Source organism: Serratia sp. JUb9, assembly GCF_014298095.1.
In the GTDB taxonomy this organism is placed as follows: Bacteria; Pseudomonadota; Gammaproteobacteria; order Enterobacterales; family Enterobacteriaceae; genus Serratia_B; species Serratia_B rhizosphaerae.
In genome coordinates, this window is the sequence record NZ_CP060416.1 from 1,881,033 (window position 1) to 1,897,442 (window position 16,410).

Here is a 16,410-nt window from a genome sequence, read left to right on the forward strand (position 1 = left end):
GGTTTGGTGTCATACGCATAATCTGACGCTGGACGCATTTCTGATTCCCCGCCGGTGAAGGCGGGTTGATCGTCAGTGGAAACGTTCGGCGCGGAATGTCGCCAGCATCGGGTGTTGCTTACCGTCAACAATCTCGTCGGCCAGCAGTTCGCCGACGATCAGCGCCAGCGTGGCGCCGGAGTGGGTAAAGGCGACGAAACATCCGGGCACTTTCTGCAGTTCGCCGAGTACCGGCTCGCCATCGCCCGGGATAGGTTTAAGCCCCAGCTTCCAACTCTGAGCGTGCAGCGGGGCGCCGCGACCGATGAGTGCGCCGGCTTCCTCCATCAGTTGATCGACCACGCTTTCGGCAATGGTGTAGCCGCCATCAGGCTGTGGAACGATCTGCTCTTCATACCAATCGTGATCCACGGCAATGGTGCTCCCCGGGTTCGGGCGCACCGCCGCGCGCGGCGTATTCATCACCAGCTTGATGCTCTGCGCGACGGGCTGGCTGATCGCCAGCATCGAAACCGGCGAACCATTGGGAATAGCGACGCCCAGCGGCGCGACGACATCCGGCGTCCACGGCCCGCAGGCCACCAGGACCGCATCGGCACGAAAGGTGCCTTTCTGGCAATGGATACCGCAGGCCCGCCCCTTATCGGTCATAACCTCCGCTTTGCCGGCATGCTCGATCACCTCCCCGCCAAGTGCCTGAAACTGCTGATGAAGATGGCGGATTAAGTCGGGCAGGCTAACCCAGCCTTCTCCCGGATTGACGATGGCGCACTCAGCCGGCGCAGCCGGATTCACCGCGCTGTCAATCTCCGCGATACCGTGCGCGTCAACCACATGCGAATCGTAACCGTGCGCCTTTTCATAGGCGTGCCGGGCCAGCGTACCCGCCGTGTCGTTGGCTGCCCAGAACAGCCCGCCGTCAAAGCGCAGCCAGTCGCGGGCAGGATCCTCCGCGAACAGCGTCCGGTAACGATCGATGCCCATCATCCGCAGCGCGTGATATTCCGCCGAGCGTTCCCCGGCCGAATTTAACCATGATAGCGAGCGGCCGGAAGCGCCGGAGCACAGCGCGGCTTCGGTGACCAGCGTCACCTGTGCGCCTTTTTTCACCAGCTGCAGGGCGGTGGAGACGCCCAGCACGCCGCCGCCAAGCACCACAACCGTTTTACGTTCAGATTTCACAGGCATGTCTGTTTCCTTTTCTGCAAAGATAAAATTCACGCCGTTCAGGCGCAGCGGACGGCAAAGCGTTGATGGAGATCGTCGATCAGCCGGAGTACCGTCAGCGCTTCTCCGGCATCAACCGGGGAAGGGCCGCCGTCCAGCAGGGCGCCGGCCAGCTGCTGATAAAACGCGGGGTAATTCCCGCGCTGATGCGGTACGGCATGGCGCGTTTCGCCATTGCTCAGCGTCCCCCAGTCCGGCTCCGGCGTGACGCCATATTGCGAGTCGCTTGGTAACAGACCGGCGGCGAGCGACGGCTCCTGGTTATCCAGGCCCCAGCAGGTATAGCCGCCCCGGCTGCCCAGCAGGTGAAAGCGCGGTCCGTTCTGCGCCGCCTGGCCGTTCATCCACAGGCGGGAACGTACGCCGTTCTCATGCAGCAGTGAGACAAACGCATCGTCATCGCTGTCCGATTGGCGGCCGTAGCGAACCAATTCGGCGGAGGCCTGCCGTACCGGGCCAAACAGCTGAATCGCCTGATCGATAAGGTGGCTGCCGAGGTCAAGCAGCAGGCCGCCGCCTTCGGCCAGCGGAGTCCGGTCGCGCCAGTTGCCGAACCCCTGCGGACGCCACCACTCAAAGCGGGACTCAAAGGTGCGGACGGCGCCAACCGCGTCCTCACTCAGCAGCTTTTGCAGCGTCAGGAAATCGCCGTCCCAGCGGCGGTTATGAAACACGGTCAGCAGCGTATTCGCACGCCGGGCGTCGGCGAGCATCTGCTCGGCCTGCGCGGCATTGGCGGCAAACGGTTTATCGACCACCAGGTGAATGCCGCGCGCCGTGGCGTCGCGCGCCTGTTCGGCGTGCAGCGCGGGCGGCGTCCCCAGCACGATCAGGTCAATCTCCAGCTCACCGCTATCGATATGCCGTAATAACGCCTGCCAGTTGGCGAGCAGGCGCGCCTGCGGATAACGCTGCCGCGCCTTGCCGATGCGCTCCTCATTAGCGGTGACGATAGCGTCCAGCCGGAACCGCGTATTGGCGGCCAGCAAGGGCGCGTGAAAGACCTGCCCGGAAATGCCAAAACCGACCAGCGCTGTCCGAATCAGGCCGGTGGCGATGCTTTTGTATGCCATTTACAGTACCTCCGATAAAAAACGCTGCAGGCGGGCCGACCGCGGGCGTTCAAAGATATTTTCCGGCGAGCCGTACTCAACGATTTCGCCTTCATCCATAAACACCACCTGATCGGCAACCCTGCGGGCAAAACCCATCTCATGCGTAACCACCACCATCGTCATGCCGCAGCGGCACAGATCCGCCATCAGCGTCAGAACGCCCTTTACCAGCTCCGGGTCAAGCGCTGAGGTGGCTTCATCAAATAACATCACTTCAGGATCCATCGCCAACGCCCGGGCAATGGCCACGCGCTGCTGCTGGCCCCCGGAGAGATCCCGCGGCCGGTGATCGGTGCGCTGGCCCAGACCGACCTCATCCAGCCGCCGTTGTGCAATCGACATCGCCTGGGATTTCGGCAGCCCTTTGACTTTCCACGGCGCCAGCGCCACGTTCTCCAGCGCGCTATGGTCCGGGAACAGGTTGAAATGCTGAAACACCATGCCGATACGCAACCGCAGCGCATCCGGCTTGTCCTGCAGCACCGATTTGCCCGACAGCAGCACGTCCCCTGACTTTGGTTCATGCAGGCGGTTAATCCCCCGCAGCAGCGTCGACTTGCCGGAGCCGGACGGGCCGATAATGCAGGTGGTGGTGCCGGGTTCGACGCGTAGCGAGACCTTGCGCAACACCTCCAGCGGCCCATAGGCCAGCGTAAGCTCCCGCAGTTCCAGCCCGGCCCCGTGGTAGGTGGGCTGCGGCGTCGGGTGGGTTTCATGAATCACTGACTGGCTCATGGTTACTGACCTCTCTCGGTGATAAGCGTGTTAGCCGAACCGTTTTTCAGCGTGGTGTCGGCGTGGTGTTGAACTTCATCGACCTCTTTCAGACCGCTTTTCGGCGCTGTTAAACGGCGGCGGCCGGTGCGGAAGCGCACATCCACATAATTCACCATATGGGTCAGCGGAACGGTGATGGCGAGATAAAACAGGCCGGCCAGCATCAGCGGCGAAAGGTTGCCGGTCAGAACGGCCGCATCCTGGCTGACGCGAAACAGCTCGCGCTGGTCGGTCATCAGCCCAAGCAGATAGACCAGGGATGAGTCTTTAATAATCGCGATAAACTGATTCACAATGGCCGGCAGTACCCGGCGTATCCCCTGAGGAATAATCACCAGCCTCATGGCGCGGCCGTAGCTCATGCCCAGCGCCCGGCAAGCTTCCATTTGTCCTTTTTCTACGCTCTGAATACCGGAGCGGAATATTTCTCCCATATAAGCGCTGGCGATCAGGCTGAGGGCAAAAATACCGAGCGGATAGGGCGTCGGGCCGAAAAGCTGGTAGCTAAAGCGGGCCAGGCCCTGGCCAATCACCAGGATGGTCAGAATCGCCGGCAGCCCGCGGAACAGGTCGGTATAAATGCGGGCCGGCAGACGAAGCCAGCGCGACGGCGAGATCCCCATCAGGGCCAGCAGTAAGCCAAACAGCGTGCCCAGCACCGTCGCCGACAGTGAGATGATGATGGTATTTATCAGCCCGGTGCCGATCAGCTGCGGCAGTACCTCCAGCATCGACGGGATATCAAAGAAGGTGCGCGAGAGAATGGTTAACAGGTCCATAACCGTGCCTCATTTTCTTCAGGGTGAGCGCGGCTCACCCCCGGTGGCATTCAGAACGTGAACGTTCGCGGAGTTACTGCCCGTCGGGCAGATACTGCTTCGGCATCGGTGAACCCGGGAACCACTTCTGATACAGGGTCTTCCAGGTGCCATCTTTCATGGCGTCGTTGATCGCCTGATCCAGCGCGGCCTTGAAGGCGGGCTTGTTCTTGGCGATCGCGATGCCGGCGGGGGCATCAAACGAGGGAACATTGGCGGCGTTAACCAGATGAAAACGATCGCTGTAGCTTTTTGCGGCTTCGTAATCGAGGAACATGGCATCCAGGGTGCCGTTGTTCACCGCCGAGACGGCGGCATTGTTATCGGGAAAACGCACGACGTCGGTCTGAGTAAAGTGCTTGACGGCATAGCTTTCCTGCAGTGTCCCCTGGACGACGCCAAGGCGTTTTTTCGCCAGCGAGGCGACATCCTTCACCCCCGAATCTTTACGGGTCAGTACGGTGAGGTAGCCCGCCAGATAACCGGTAGAGAAATCGACGGTCTTTGCCCGGGCCGGGGTAATGCCAATAGCGGCGACGCCGGCATCGTACTGGCCGTTGGCTACGGCGGGCAGAATGGCGGAAAAATCCTGGCCGATAAAATCGACCTGATTGATCCCAATCCGGTGCGCCACGTTGGTGAAAAACTCCACGTCAAAGCCGGTGAACTGGCCGTTTTTATCGGTGAACGTATAGGGTTTGGCATCGCCGAGGCTGGCTATCCGCAGGTGGCCGGGCTGGATCAGCCCGTAGGGATTATCATTATCGGCGGCCAGAGCGCCGTATGGCGCGCTAAGGAGAACTGCTGAGCCAAGGAGTATGGCCGTCATGTTGTGCAGGTATTTGTGCGATTTCATAGCTCATCCGTCATTATTGTTTAAACATCAGAGACTGCCGAAGTGACGGGATTATGGTGTTGTATTGTCAGCATCGGCGCAGGTGTCTGTTAAGCCGTCTCATCGTTGTGAGACCGGTCTCAATCAGTTATTATGATAATATGCACACCGTTTACGCAGCGTCAATCTTCACGTTATTAACTTGTGATTCGGAATACTTATGACAAACAGGATGCCTAAAACCAAATCGCCGACCGTGGCTGATGTCGCCCGGGAAGCCAACGTCTCCAAGGCGCAGGCCGCCCGCGCCCTGGGCGGCTATGGCGCAGTGAGTGAAGAGGTGCATAAGCTGGTGCATCAGGCGGCGTTAAAGCTCGGCTACCGGCCGAACGAGCTGGCGCGCAGTATGAATACGGGGCGTTCCAATACGATAGGCGTCATCGTCGGCGATATCGAAAACCCGCACTTTGGCCTGGCGCTGCGCGGCATTGCCGATGTCGCCCGACAGTCCGGCTATCATCTGCTGTTAAGCAACAGCGATGAGCAGCTTGAGGAAGAGCAGGAGGCCGTGCGCGTGATGATGGAAAAACGCGTGGACGGCATCATCGTCGTGCCGTGCAGTTCCGCCGCCAATGATAATCAGCACCTGGCGCAGATTATCGCCGACGGTAAAGCGCTGGTGCTGTTTGACCGGGCGGTTCATGGCCTTGGCGTTGCCACCATCTCGGTGGATTTTACCGATACCGCGCAGGAAGCGACCCGGCTGATGCTGGATGGCGGCCACCGGCGTATTGCCTATGTGACGAGCATGCGCTGTGAGGAACCCTGGCGCTATCCTGAAGATTTAGGCCCGACGCCGGTAGCGCAGCGTCTGGCGGGGATGGAGAAAGCGTTTCTTGAAGCCGGCGTGCCGTTTGACACGTCGCTGATCAAGGCGAATGCGGTGGATGACGCTTCGATTGCGCGCATTGTGGCGGAGCTGTGGGAGAGCGCTTCTCCGCCGACGGCGCTGGTGGCCTCCGATAGCCTTATCGCCATGTCGCTGCTGCGTGAGTTGACGCAGCGGGGATTGCGCATACCCGACGATCTGTCGTTTATCATGTACGATAATTTCCCGTGGACCGAGATCGTCACGCCACCCTTGAGCGTGGTGGCGCAGCCGGTGTATGAAATGGGGCGAGAAGCCGCCCGGCATGTGATCGCCCAGATACGGCAGGAACCGCTGACCGATCGGGTTGAGTTTACCGCCAGACTGCTGGTGCGCGGCTCTGTTGTGCCTTGCGCCGACAAGAGCGGGAACGCGGGCCGTTGACGGCGATGTCTCATGGCTGACGGAGAAAGAGCGCCAAAAGTTACTGGTTAAAGCGGGATAAACCGCTGGCTTCCAACTGGCGGATGGCCGCCGCCCAGTGTTTTTGCGTGATCTCATCCGTGCCGCTGCTAAAACGCGCAGACTGCGCCTTAACCTTTTCGATCGCGGCCGGCGGCGCGTAGTGTAAATTGTCCCGCCCGCCGGCGAGCGCCGCCACCTGAATGTTGCAGGCGCGCTCCAGACCGTGCAGCTCGCGGAACGCGTGTTCGATGCTCACGCCGCCGGCCAGCAGGCCGTGGTTGCGTAAAATCATCACGTTGCTGTGGCCCAGATCGTTCACCAGCCGTTCCTGCTCATCCAGATCGAGCGCCACGCCTTCGTATTCGTGATAGGTCATACGCGAATAGTAAGCCAGCGCATGTTGCGACAGCGGCAACAGACCCTCTTTTTGCGCCGAGACCGCCGCGCCGTCTTTGGTGTGGGTGTGCAGCACGGCTTGCAGATCGGGCCGGGCGCGGTGTATGGCGCTGTGGATCACAAAGCCGGCCTGATTAATGCCAAGCCCGGTAGGGTCGGCAAGGATATTGCCGTCCAGGTCGATTTTCACCAGATTGGAGGCGGTGATTTCACTGAATAACAGGCCGTAGGCGTTAATCAGGAAGTGCTCTTCCACCCCCGGTACGCGCGCCGAGAAATGGGTATAAATATGATCGGTCCAGTTATACAGGGCAGCCAACTGATAGGCGGCTGCCAATTTGACGCGCACCTGCCACTCTTCCTGGCTGACGCCGTTTTTTACCGGGTCGATCGGGGGGGTAGGGACAGACAGTAAAGACATAACAACTCCCGTTAGCGGTGGTTTGATCGGTGTTGGCCGCGATTGGCAGTAAAGTTACCAATCGATCTCCTGGCCGAGAATTTTCAGAATGTCCTGCCGGTGTTTAATCAGCAGCGGGGCGTCCCGGTGGCGCGGGTAGGCGAGCGGCACCGTAAACTGCGCCAGAATCCGGCTCGGACGCGGCGACAGCACGATCACCCGATCGCACAACAGCAGCGCTTCTTCAATATCGTGCGTGACCAGCAGGCTGGTGTAGCCCTGGCTTTGCCACAGGTTAATCAATTCGCGCTGCATACTGATGCGGGTCAGCGAGTCCAGTTTTCCCAGCGGCTCGTCGAGCAACAGTAGGCGCGGCTCGTTGAGCAGCGCGCGCACCAGCGCGGCGCGCTGGGCCATGCCGCCGGAGAGTTGCTTCGGGTAGGCGTTGGCGAACTCGTTAAGGCCGATACGGCTAATCAGGCTGTCGGCCCGTTGCTCCTGGCCGCTCAGCCCCTGCGCCTGCGGCCCGAGCAGCACGTTCTGCCGCACCGTCCGCCAGGGGTAGAGCGTGGGATCCTGGAAAACCAGAATGCGCTCGGGGCTGGGGGCGCCGAGCGGGCGGCCGTCAGCAAGCAGTTGGCCGGTCTGCAGCGGTTCCAGCCCGGCCAGCAGGCGCAGCAACGTGGATTTCCCGCAGCCGGAAGGGCCGAGCAGGGCGACGCTTTCACCGGGGGCAACGTTCAGGCTGATGTTATCCAGCACGGCTATTTCCCGTTGCCCCAGGGTGAAGCGGTGGCTGACGTTGCGCACGTCAACCGCCGTCCCTCTGGCGTTTATCCGGGCCTGTGCGGCTTGCGCTACCATTTCATCACTCCTTTTTGCCAACCGAGCAGCCGATCGCGGACGAAAAACAGCAGGCCGATCAGCCCTGAACACAGAAAGGCCATCACAAGCAGCGCTGCGTACATATTGGGATAGGCCGCCCAGCCCTGCGCCCACTGCAGATAAAAGCCGATGCCTGCTTTCACTCCGACCATCTCAGCAACGATCAGCACTGAAAACGACGCCCCCAGCCCCATAAACAAGCCGACAAACACGCTGGGCAGGGCGGCGGGGATCGCCACGTGGAAAATTAAAAAGCGCTGGCTGGCACCGAGGGTGCGCGCCACCTCGTAGTAGGCTTTATCGATGTTGGCGACGCCCGACCAGGTGAGCACGGTAACCGGGAACCAGGTCGCCAGCGCGATCAGGAACACGCTGGCGGCAAAGCTGCTGGGGAAAATAAACAGGCACAGCGGCAGCAAGGCGGTTGAGGGCACCGGCCCGAGAATGCGCAGTATCGGGTGCAGCCAATAGCCGATGCGCTGCGACCAGCCGATTGCCACGCCGCTGACAAAGCCGCTCAGGGTGCCGATCGCGACCCCCAGCAACAGTAACGATAGCGAGTGATACAGGCTGTTCAGCAGGCGCGGCCAGTCGGTGAGGTAAACCTCAATCAGCGCCTGCGGCGGGGCGAAAAACGGCACCGGCAGCAGCCCGGTTTTCGCCGTGAGCAGCTCCCACAGGCTGAAAAACAGCGGCAGCGCGATCAGCCACTGCCCGGCGCGCTGTAAGCGCTGCCCGCGGCCGCGCCAGCGCCGATAGCCAAGCGCCAGGGCCAGCAACGCCACCCCGAGCGTCAGCTGCAGACAGGACCAGGCCCGGCTGTATGGCCATTGGCGGCTGGCGTCAGGCCAATAGGTGGTGATAAGCCCGGCCGCCAGCCACGCGGCGGCGGCCAGCAGGCCGGTAAGCCAGATCCGTTCGCCGGCGGTTTTCTCTCTTTTCAGAGTGCTATCAAGCAAATACGTTGGCATAGATGCTCTCCGCAAATTGGTGGGCATCGGTACCGGGTTTAATTACCTGTACCCGCTGTAAATCGCTGACGTATTGGGTCAGCTCTTTGACGAAGGCTTCCCCCACTGCGTGATGCCCGTGGGCCTGGCCATGGATAATGCCGGCCACTTCTTTGACATTGGTGTTTAACGCGTGGGCCATAAAGGCGTCGGCAACGCTTTCCGGGTGCTCTGCCGCGTAGCTGTGGGCATCCAGCAGCGCCTGGGTTAACGCCGCCGCTGCGGCCTTGTGTTTACGCGCCAGCGATCCGCTGACGCCAACCACGCAGCAGCTGAGATTGGCGTATTCCCCGGTCATATTGCTTGCCAGCAGTTGGTATTTGCCGCTCGCCAATAAGCGGTAGCTAAAGGGTTCGCTGCCGCTGATGGCGGCAATTTCCTGCTTATCCAACGCGACGCTCAATAAATCGGCGGGATAAACCTTCCACTGCACGTCGGCGATCGGGTCTACGCCATGGCGTTTGAGCAGGATGGCAAAAAAGTTCTTGTCCGGGCCGGCCATATCGGTCACGCCGATGGTTTGTCCTTTCAGCTTGTCCAGGCTGGTAAAGGGCGCATTTTTGGCGGTCAGCAGATTCAGGCAGCCGCCGTGGGTGCCGGCGGTGAGCTTGACGTCAAAACCTTGCTCCAGCGCCTTCAGCCAGCGCAGCGCCATGCCGATGCCGGCGTCGGCTTTGCCGGTGGCGATCGCTTCCAACAGCAGATCGGTCGAGTTGCCGAAGTTGACAAATTCAACGTCCAAATTGTACTTGCTGAAGAAGTGCTGCTGCTCCGCCACGGTGACGGGAGCAATACATACCGCGCTCTGGTTGATGGCGAGTTTCAACTTATAAGGCGCGGGCAGGCGCAGTGCGTTGCCGCCCTCCTGATGCATGGCGGTCATATCATGGGCGAACAGCGTCGGCGATAGGGCGGCCAACGCGGGGGCTGCCAGCAGGCTGCCTCCCAAACTGAGAAATCTGCGGCGTGAATACTGGGCAAGGTGTTTCATGGCTGACCTTCCTGTGGCGTTTGCGGCGGCACGCTAAAGCCCTTATCAAAGGTATGAGTAACGTCAAGCGGTTGCCGGATCAGCCCGTTAGCCTGATAGAAATCGGCCGTGGCCTGCTGTTGGCGCACGGTCTGTGCGTCAATCGGTTGCCAGCGTAGTTGGCGGTTGGCGAACTGCTCGCGGGCGATATCGGGCGGGAAACGGATAATTTTTCCCAGCGTTTTGCCGTAGCTGTTGAGGTTGGCGTAGGCCCAGCGCTCCGCATTGGCCAGGCGGCGGAGATAATCCTGCAGCGCCTGGCGTTTGGCGCTATCGCGCAGCGTGGCATCGGTGGCCGCCAGGAAGGTATTTCCCGGCAGCAGACCGCTACCGCTGACCAGCACATGCCCTTGCCCGGTTTTAACCAGTTGGGTGGTGTAAGGCTCCCAGGTGGCCCAGGCGTCGACCGAGCCGCTGAGCAGCGCGATCTTGGCATCCACGGGGCCTAAAAAGACCAGCTGTACGTCCGCGGTCGTCAGGCCGGCCTGTTGCAGCGCCTTCAGCGCCACGAAGTGGCCGATCGAACCTTTACCGGTGGCGATGCGCTTTCCTTTCAGATCCTGGCCGCTTTTCAGCGGCGAGTTCTCGCCCACCAGCACCGCGGTGCCCGCCGGATTGCTTTTATCCACGGCGACCGCTTTCACCGGTGCGCCCTGCGCAAGGGCAAACAGCAATGGCGCATCGCCGATAATGCCGGCGTCGACCGCGCCGGCGTTCAGCGCTTCGGCAAGCGGGGCGGCGGCGGGGAACTCGGCCCATTTGATATCGTAAGGCAGGTTGGCGAGTTCGTTGGCCGCTTCCAGCTGTGAACGCATCCCGCCTTTTTGATCGGCGATATGCAAGGTGATACGTGCGTCGGCGAGCAGCGGCAGGCCTGCCAGGCCGAGCAGCAATAGGGCGCCCAGGGGGGATTTAATACGCAACATGTTGATTATCGTCCTGTGGTCTTAACGCAGCCTGGCCGGCTTTGATCCATGCGCTGTCGTTTTGTGGGGTATGTACCCGTCCGCAGAGTACGTTACGGTAGTGGCGTTCCAGCGGGTTATGGCGCGTCAGGCCGTGGTTGCCGCTCTGCGTCAGCGCTTTTTCCACCGCCGCTATCGCATTTTCGGTGATGGTCACTTTCGCCAGATTGGCTTGTTCCGTGCTGAATGCCTGCGCCGCAGCCTGACGCAGCAGGCTCTGATTGACCAGCAGCAGGCCGTCGATTTGCCCAACGGTTTCCTGTACGCGGGCCAGGCTGGCTAACGGTGCGCCCAGACTGGCCGGCGTCCGTTGTTGCAGCCAGGCGATCAGCCAGCGGCGCGCCGCCTGTGCAACGCCGTCATAGATGGCCGGCAGCAGGGCGGCGTGCGCATTGGCGGCGGCCCGGATCTGCGCCGTATCCGGCGGCGGCGGCCGATCGGCCGGGTAAATATCCGCCGCATGGCTCAACGGCACCGTCACATCGTGCAGGATCACCTCATGGCTGCCGCTGGCGCGCATGCCCAGATGATCCCAACTGCGTTTAATGGTGATGCCCGGGCTGTTGCGCGGCACCAGCCAGGTGCCCACCTGCGGGTTGGCATCATCGCTGCGCGCCCAGATGGCCAGCCAGCTCAGCCCGTCAATGCCGGTGGTATAGAGCTTGTGGCCGTTGAGCCGCCAGCCGGCCGAGGTGCGGGTCGCCACGGTGCGGGGCAGGCCGCCGCGCGCCGGGGAACCCAGTTCCGGCTCGACCCGCAGGCTGTTGATGAGCGCCCCGTGTTGAACCGCGCTTTGGCTGATTGCGCTGCGCAGCGCTTCCGGCCACTTGGGATTGGCGGCCAGGCGCAGGTGGTGCAGGTACTGCATGCAGACGATCAGCGCCGTTGACGGTTCGCCCTGTGCGATGGCGCTGACAACCTGCTGCAGAGTGGGCAGGTTGGCGTCGGCGCCGCCATAACGCTGCTCACAGGCCAGGCCCAGCAGCCCATATTCATGCAGCAGGGCCAGATTGGCGTGCGGGAACTCGCCGCTGCGATCCAGCGCTGCGGCCTGCTGCGCCAGTTGCTCGGCGATCTGCGCGAGCGGCGCCGGTATGCGCTGTCGCCGCGCAAGGAGAGGGATAGACTGAACGGAGCTCATACGTGGTGCCTCTTCCGTAGGCCATCAGGCGCTTTGTTTGGCGTTGCGTTGGGCGATTTTGGCACGGGCGATCGGCAACAGTGCTTTACCGTATTCCTGCGCGTCATTCAGGGGATCGAAGCCGCGGATCAGGAAGTTGCGCACGCCCAGATCGTAGTAATCAAGCAGCGCATCGGCCACCTGCTCCGGCGTGCCCACCAGCGCAGTGGAATTGTGCCCGCCGCCGACCAGTCTGGCGATGCCGGTCCACAGACGTTTATCCACCACGTCGCCCTGCGCCACGGTTTGCTGCAGGCGTTGCGCGCCCACGCTGTTGGGCTTGTTCTTATGGCTCACGCCGGTTTGCGCGGCATGTTCGGTGGCGACATGCAGGATCTCTTCGGCCTTTTCCCAGGCCTGCGTTTCGGTGTCGGCGATAATCGGCCGGAATGACACGCTGAAGTCGATGTGGCGCTGGTGTTTGGCCGCTTCGGCCCGTACACGCTGGATGGTTTCCTGGGTTTGCGCCAGCGATTCGCCCCACAGGGCAAACACGTCGGCGTGCTTGCCGGCCACGGCGATTGCTGCGTCTGATGAGCCGCCGAAAAAGATCGGGATATGGGGTTGTTGCAGCGGTTTTATTGCCGAAAAGGCCTGCTCGACCTGGTAAAAATCGTTAGCGGCGTCAAACGGTCGTTCCTGAGTCCAGACCTGACGCACAACGTCTAAAAACGCATCGGTGCGGGCATAGCGCCGATCGTGATCGAGGTAGTCGCCGTCGCGGCGCTGCTCGGCGTCGTTGCCGCCGCTAATGATATGCACCGCCAGGCGGCCGTTCAGCAGATGTTCCAGCGTGGCGAATTTGCGCGCCGCCAGGGTCGGCGAGACAAAGCCCGGACGGTGTGCCAGTAAGAAGTTGATTTTTTGCGTGGATAGCCCGGCCAGCGCCGTGACTAAAAAACCGTCGGGCTGATCGGACCAATGCCCGACCAGCAGGCGGTCAAAACCGGCGGCCTCGTGGGTCTGCGCAAAGCGCACAATGTAGTCGCGGTCAAATATCGGGCCTGCCGGGGGGATGATTTCCGAAGACAGGCGGTGGCCGATCATGCCTAAAAATTGGACGCTCATTAGAACTCCTTGCCAGGATGCGTGATAGGGTTGGGCTGCCGGCCAAAGGTTTGGCGATAGCAGCGTTGTTTTTATACCCTATACGCGATGCTCTAATGATCTAAATGCATTTTTATCATATCTTAATATGCGAAAAGTTAATTATAACTCTAACTTGTTATTTTTAATCTCATTAATCGCGAAGCGACTGCACGATCTTCTCGGCAAAAAAGGTAGTGGGCCGCTGCAGGTTGCCCAGTCCCGGGCTGCTGACCTGCCACAGCTGGACCTTCGGCTGGAAGTCGGTCAGCTCAACAATGGCGATCTCGTCCTGATGCGGGCTATGGGTTAATGCGGCCCGGGGCACCAGCCCGAGCCCCAACCCCTGGGCCACCAGGCTGATTTGCAACTGCGCGCCGGCGGTTTCCACGTTGATTTTCAGCCCGAGCCCCTGCGACTGCAGGTCGCGGTTTAAGCCGGCGCGCAGGCCGCAACCGTCGGGGTTCAATACCCAGCCGTGGTGTGCGCAACGGCCGAGACGGCTGGCGTTGAGATTAAGGTTTTTGCCGGCGATCACCACAACCTCCAGCGGGCACAGCGCCTTGGCCGTCAGACTGTCATCAAAGGTTTGCTGAGCCGGCCCCATGGCGAGCAGGCTGTCCAACTCAACGTTTTCCAGGCGCTTTATCAGCTGCCCGCCCCAACCGCAGACCACCTGCGGGCGCAGTTGCGGGTAATGTTCGCCGAGGGCCAGCAGCGCCGGGCGTAAGGCAATTTCACTCAGGCTCTGCGGAATTCCCAGGCGCAGCGGGCCGCGCGGTTCCGCATCCTGATTAAGCAAACTTTCCAACCGCTTGGTTTCGCGTTTGATCGTCAGGCACTGCTCATAGACGCGATGGCCGATGGCCGTCAGTTTAAGCGGTTTGGTTTGGCGATCCAGCAGCGTGGCGCCCAGGCTCTGTTCAAAGCTTTGCAGACGGCGGGTCATGGCGGATTGGCTAATGCCAAGGTATTCCGCGGCCTGGCTAAGAGAAGCGAATTGCACCACCGCCAGCAGTGCGTCAATGTCGTCTGTACGCATGAAAACTCTCTTTATGTGAATTATGCATTTTAGTTTATTACAAAAATGCATTTAGATAATAAAAACTTCTTTGTTAGCGTGATAGGCACGGCTTCAGACAGGAAAACCCTATGACAGTGCCATTACGCTTAGACCGTTTACGCGGGTTCATCGAACAATTGGCCCGACTGCATCAACAGCCGCTGGGCGATACGGCGCGGCTGGAACAGGCGGCGCAATGGCTGTCCGAACTGGTCAGCCAGGATGACTGGCTGGCCGAGGAGTACGCCCGCCCACACCCTCAGCATTACCAGCAGTACCTGCTGCACGTTGATTCCGCCCAGCGCTTTTCCATCGTCAGCTTCGTTTGGGGGCCGGGGCAGGTTACGCCGATCCATGATCACCGCGTGTGGGGACTGATTGGCATGCTGCGCGGCGCCGAAATCAACCAGCGTTACGTGCTCGACGGCCAGGGCGTGCCTCGGCCCGAAGGCGGCGCCGAGCGGTTAACCGCCGGGCAGGTGGTGAAACTGTCCGAGCAGGAGGGCGATATTCACCAGGTCAGTAATGCGTTTAACGATCGCGTATCAATCAGCATTCATGTGTACGGCGGCAATATCGGTGCCGTCAAGCGGGCGGTGTATGGCGAAAGTGGCGCGGTGAAGCCTTTTATCTCCGGCTACTCGAACACCCAACTGCCTAATATCTGGGATCTTTCTAAGGAAGTATAAGTATGTCTGCCTTTGTTTACCGTGATTTTTCCACCCTGCGCGCCGCGTTGTTGGCCCGCCAGGAGTTGGCGTTGATCGATGTGCGCGAAGAGGCTGAATTTGCGCAAAGCCACCCGCTGTTTGCCGTCAATATTCCGCTGAGCAAGCTGGAGCTGGAGGCCTACCGGCGCATTCCGCGCCGTGGCACCCCCATTACCGTTTACGACAACGGTGACGGGCGGGCCGAACAGGCGGCAGCGCGGTTACGGCAGTTCGGCTATGGCGACGTCGCTCTGCTGGCCGGCGGTCTGGCGGGCTGGCAAGCCGGTGGCGGCGAGCTTTTCCAGGACGTCAATACGCCAAGCAAGGCCTTTGGCGAGCTGGTGGAAAGCCGCAGGCATACGCCATCGCTGACCGCGCAGCAGGTTAAGGCGCTGATCGATCAGCATGCCGATGTGGTGATCGTCGATGCGCGCCGTTTTGATGAATACCAAACCATGAGTATCCCCACCGGCACCAGCGTGCCGGGGGCGGAGCTGGTGTTGCGGATCAACGCGTTGGCGCCGGATCCCAATACGCAGGTGATTGTTAACTGCGCCGGGCGTACCCGCAGCATTATCGGTACCCAGTCGTTAATCAATGCCGGCATCAGCAACCCGGTAGCGGCGCTGCGCAATGGTACGATCGGCTGGGAGCTGGCGGGGTTTGCGCTGGAAAGCCAACAGCAGCGCCGCTACCCGGACGGCGTGGAGAATCGGGCGCAGGCTCAGCAACAGGCCCGGCGGGTGGCGGACGCGGCCGGTGTCGTGCGTATCGATCGCGAGACGTTTGGGTTGTGGCGGCAGGATACGACGCGCACCACCTATCTGTTTGATGTGCGCAGCCCCGAGGAGTATCACGCCGGGCATGTGCCGGGCAGTGATAGCGCGCCGGGCGGGCAACTGGTGCAGGAAACAGATCACTATGCCAGCGTGCGCGGCGCCCGCGTGGTGCTGGTGGATGATGACGGCGTGCGCGCCAACATGAGCGCCTCCTGGTTGGCACAGATGGGCTGGGAGGCGGCGGTGGTGGACGGGCTGCTGTCCGCCGCCGACTTTACCGAGCAGGGCGGCCCGGCGGCGCAGCTACCGCCGTCGCCGCCGACGGATGACATCACCCCGGCGCAGTTGGCCGCACTGCTGGCGCAGGAAGGCACGGTGCTGCTGGATTTCACCACCAGCGCCAACTATGTGGCGCGCCATATTCCCGGTGCGTATTGGGTCATCCGTTCACAGTTGCCGTTGGCGCTGGAAAAACTGCCGCCGGCGGAACGCTATGTTGTGACCTGCGGCAGCAGCCTGCTGGCGCGCTATGCCGTGCCGGAAGTGGCCGCGCTGACCGGCAAGCCGGTGCAGCTGCTTGCCGGCGGCACCCAGGCGTGGATAGCTGAAAACCGGCCGTTGGAAAAGGGCGAAGGGCGGTTGGCCGCGCCGCGCATCGATCGCTATCGCCGCCCGTATGAAGGCACCGACAATCCGCGTGACGCGATGCAAGCGTATCTGGACTGGGAGTTCGGATTGGTGGAACAGCTGGCGCGTGATGCAACCCATGGCTTTAACGTGCTCTGACCCATCGGACAATAC

General features: G+C 61.3%; 16 protein-coding genes. 3 read left to right on the forward strand and 13 right to left on the reverse strand.

The genetic code is table 11. The features are described 5' to 3' along the window. Positions 1-72: 72 nt before the first annotated feature. The 5 genes from HF675_RS08830 to HF675_RS08850 form a co-directional block, all read right to left on the reverse strand. The gene (locus tag HF675_RS08830) at positions 73-1,188 is read right to left on the reverse strand and encodes an FAD-binding oxidoreductase (RefSeq protein ID WP_105231773.1); all 1,116 of its coding nucleotides are present in this window, start codon (positions 1,186-1,188) and stop codon (positions 73-75) included. A gap of 38 nt (positions 1,189-1,226) precedes the next feature. Next, on the reverse strand, positions 1,227-2,300 hold the full coding sequence (locus tag HF675_RS08835; protein WP_105231772.1) for a Gfo/Idh/MocA family oxidoreductase: 1,074 nt from the start codon (positions 2,298-2,300) through the stop codon (positions 1,227-1,229). Continuing rightward, positions 2,301-3,077, reverse strand: a complete 777-nt coding sequence (locus HF675_RS08840; RefSeq protein ID WP_105231771.1) for an amino acid ABC transporter ATP-binding protein — start codon at positions 3,075-3,077, stop codon at positions 2,301-2,303. A 2-nt stretch (positions 3,078-3,079) separates the two neighbouring features. Continuing rightward, positions 3,080-3,898, reverse strand: a complete 819-nt coding sequence (locus HF675_RS08845) for an amino acid ABC transporter permease (protein ID WP_187044437.1) — start codon at positions 3,896-3,898, stop codon at positions 3,080-3,082. Between the two features lie 73 nt (positions 3,899-3,971). Further along, positions 3,972-4,793: an ABC transporter substrate-binding protein gene (locus tag HF675_RS08850; protein WP_105231770.1), complete on the reverse strand. Its 822-nt coding sequence runs from the start codon at positions 4,791-4,793 to the stop codon at positions 3,972-3,974. A gap of 199 nt (positions 4,794-4,992) precedes the next feature. Here HF675_RS08850 and HF675_RS08855 point away from each other — a divergent pair, with 199 nt between their 5' ends. Beyond that, a complete protein-coding gene (locus HF675_RS08855; protein WP_111736809.1) occupies positions 4,993-6,084 on the forward strand; it encodes a LacI family DNA-binding transcriptional regulator in 1,092 nt (363 codons plus the stop codon). Positions 6,085-6,124: 40 nt separating this feature from the next. Here the strand turns inward: HF675_RS08855 and HF675_RS08860 are convergent, their stop codons facing one another. From HF675_RS08860 to HF675_RS08895, 8 genes are all read right to left on the reverse strand, one after another. Next, positions 6,125-6,922 carry a class II aldolase/adducin family protein gene (locus HF675_RS08860; protein WP_187044438.1) on the reverse strand — a complete coding sequence of 266 codons (798 nt, stop codon included), beginning with the start codon at positions 6,920-6,922 and terminating at the stop codon, positions 6,125-6,127. A gap of 54 nt (positions 6,923-6,976) precedes the next feature. Then, positions 6,977-7,765, reverse strand: a complete 789-nt coding sequence (locus HF675_RS08865; protein ID WP_187044439.1) for an ABC transporter ATP-binding protein — start codon at positions 7,763-7,765, stop codon at positions 6,977-6,979. Beyond that, positions 7,759-8,757 (reverse strand): ABC transporter permease, encoded by a 999-nt coding sequence (locus HF675_RS08870; RefSeq protein ID WP_187044440.1) that lies wholly within the window; start codon positions 8,755-8,757, stop codon positions 7,759-7,761. The genes HF675_RS08865 and HF675_RS08870 overlap by 7 nt, the downstream gene beginning before the upstream one ends. Next, on the reverse strand, positions 8,738-9,787 hold the full coding sequence (locus tag HF675_RS08875; protein ID WP_105231765.1) for an ABC transporter substrate-binding protein: 1,050 nt from the start codon (positions 9,785-9,787) through the stop codon (positions 8,738-8,740). The genes HF675_RS08870 and HF675_RS08875 overlap by 20 nt, the downstream gene beginning before the upstream one ends. Beyond that, a complete protein-coding gene (locus tag HF675_RS08880) occupies positions 9,784-10,752 on the reverse strand; it encodes an ABC transporter substrate-binding protein (RefSeq protein ID WP_187044441.1) in 969 nt (322 codons plus the stop codon). Before HF675_RS08880 ends, HF675_RS08875 begins: the two co-directional genes overlap by 4 nt. Continuing rightward, entirely contained in the window at positions 10,739-11,932 is a 1,194-nt protein-coding gene (locus HF675_RS08885) for an acyl-CoA dehydrogenase family protein (RefSeq protein ID WP_187044442.1), read from the reverse strand. Before HF675_RS08885 ends, HF675_RS08880 begins: the two co-directional genes overlap by 14 nt. A gap of 24 nt (positions 11,933-11,956) precedes the next feature. Then, positions 11,957-13,039 carry an LLM class flavin-dependent oxidoreductase gene (locus tag HF675_RS08890; protein WP_105231762.1) on the reverse strand — a complete coding sequence of 361 codons (1,083 nt, stop codon included), beginning with the start codon at positions 13,037-13,039 and terminating at the stop codon, positions 11,957-11,959. Between the two features lie 172 nt (positions 13,040-13,211). After that, a complete protein-coding gene (locus HF675_RS08895; protein WP_187044443.1) occupies positions 13,212-14,099 on the reverse strand; it encodes a LysR family transcriptional regulator in 888 nt (295 codons plus the stop codon). Between the two features lie 110 nt (positions 14,100-14,209). Here HF675_RS08895 and HF675_RS08900 point away from each other — a divergent pair, with 110 nt between their 5' ends. Further along, on the forward strand, positions 14,210-14,809 hold the full coding sequence (locus tag HF675_RS08900; protein ID WP_105231760.1) for a cysteine dioxygenase: 600 nt from the start codon (positions 14,210-14,212) through the stop codon (positions 14,807-14,809). A 2-nt stretch (positions 14,810-14,811) separates the two neighbouring features. Next, positions 14,812-16,395 carry a rhodanese homology domain-containing protein gene (locus HF675_RS08905; protein WP_187044444.1) on the forward strand — a complete coding sequence of 528 codons (1,584 nt, stop codon included), beginning with the start codon at positions 14,812-14,814 and terminating at the stop codon, positions 16,393-16,395. Positions 16,396-16,410 lie beyond the last annotated feature (15 nt).

Bases quoted from the DNA above. Each gene is read 5' to 3' on its own strand.
- HF675_RS08830 (WP_105231773.1), bottom strand. From the start codon at position 1,188: ATGCCTGTGAAATCTGAACGTAAAACGGTTGTGGTGCTTGGCGGCGGC.
- HF675_RS08835 (WP_105231772.1), bottom strand. From the start codon at position 2,300: ATGGCATACAAAAGCATCGCCACCGGCCTGATTCGGACAGCGCTGGTC.
- HF675_RS08840 (WP_105231771.1), bottom strand. From the start codon at position 3,077: ATGAGCCAGTCAGTGATTCATGAAACCCACCCGACGCCGCAGCCCACC.
- HF675_RS08845 (WP_187044437.1), bottom strand. From the start codon at position 3,898: ATGGACCTGTTAACCATTCTCTCGCGCACCTTCTTTGATATCCCGTCG.
- HF675_RS08850 (WP_105231770.1), bottom strand. From the start codon at position 4,793: ATGAAATCGCACAAATACCTGCACAACATGACGGCCATACTCCTTGGC.
- HF675_RS08855 (WP_111736809.1), top strand. From the start codon at position 4,993: ATGACAAACAGGATGCCTAAAACCAAATCGCCGACCGTGGCTGATGTC.
- HF675_RS08860 (WP_187044438.1), bottom strand. From the start codon at position 6,922: ATGTCTTTACTGTCTGTCCCTACCCCCCCGATCGACCCGGTAAAAAAC.
- HF675_RS08865 (WP_187044439.1), bottom strand. From the start codon at position 7,765: ATGGTAGCGCAAGCCGCACAGGCCCGGATAAACGCCAGAGGGACGGCG.
- HF675_RS08870 (WP_187044440.1), bottom strand. From the start codon at position 8,757: ATGCCAACGTATTTGCTTGATAGCACTCTGAAAAGAGAGAAAACCGCC.
- HF675_RS08875 (WP_105231765.1), bottom strand. From the start codon at position 9,787: ATGAAACACCTTGCCCAGTATTCACGCCGCAGATTTCTCAGTTTGGGA.
- HF675_RS08880 (WP_187044441.1), bottom strand. From the start codon at position 10,752: ATGTTGCGTATTAAATCCCCCCTGGGCGCCCTATTGCTGCTCGGCCTG.
- HF675_RS08885 (WP_187044442.1), bottom strand. From the start codon at position 11,932: ATGAGCTCCGTTCAGTCTATCCCTCTCCTTGCGCGGCGACAGCGCATA.
- HF675_RS08890 (WP_105231762.1), bottom strand. From the start codon at position 13,039: ATGAGCGTCCAATTTTTAGGCATGATCGGCCACCGCCTGTCTTCGGAA.
- HF675_RS08895 (WP_187044443.1), bottom strand. From the start codon at position 14,099: ATGCGTACAGACGACATTGACGCACTGCTGGCGGTGGTGCAATTCGCT.
- HF675_RS08900 (WP_105231760.1), top strand. From the start codon at position 14,210: ATGACAGTGCCATTACGCTTAGACCGTTTACGCGGGTTCATCGAACAA.
- HF675_RS08905 (WP_187044444.1), top strand. From the start codon at position 14,812: ATGTCTGCCTTTGTTTACCGTGATTTTTCCACCCTGCGCGCCGCGTTG.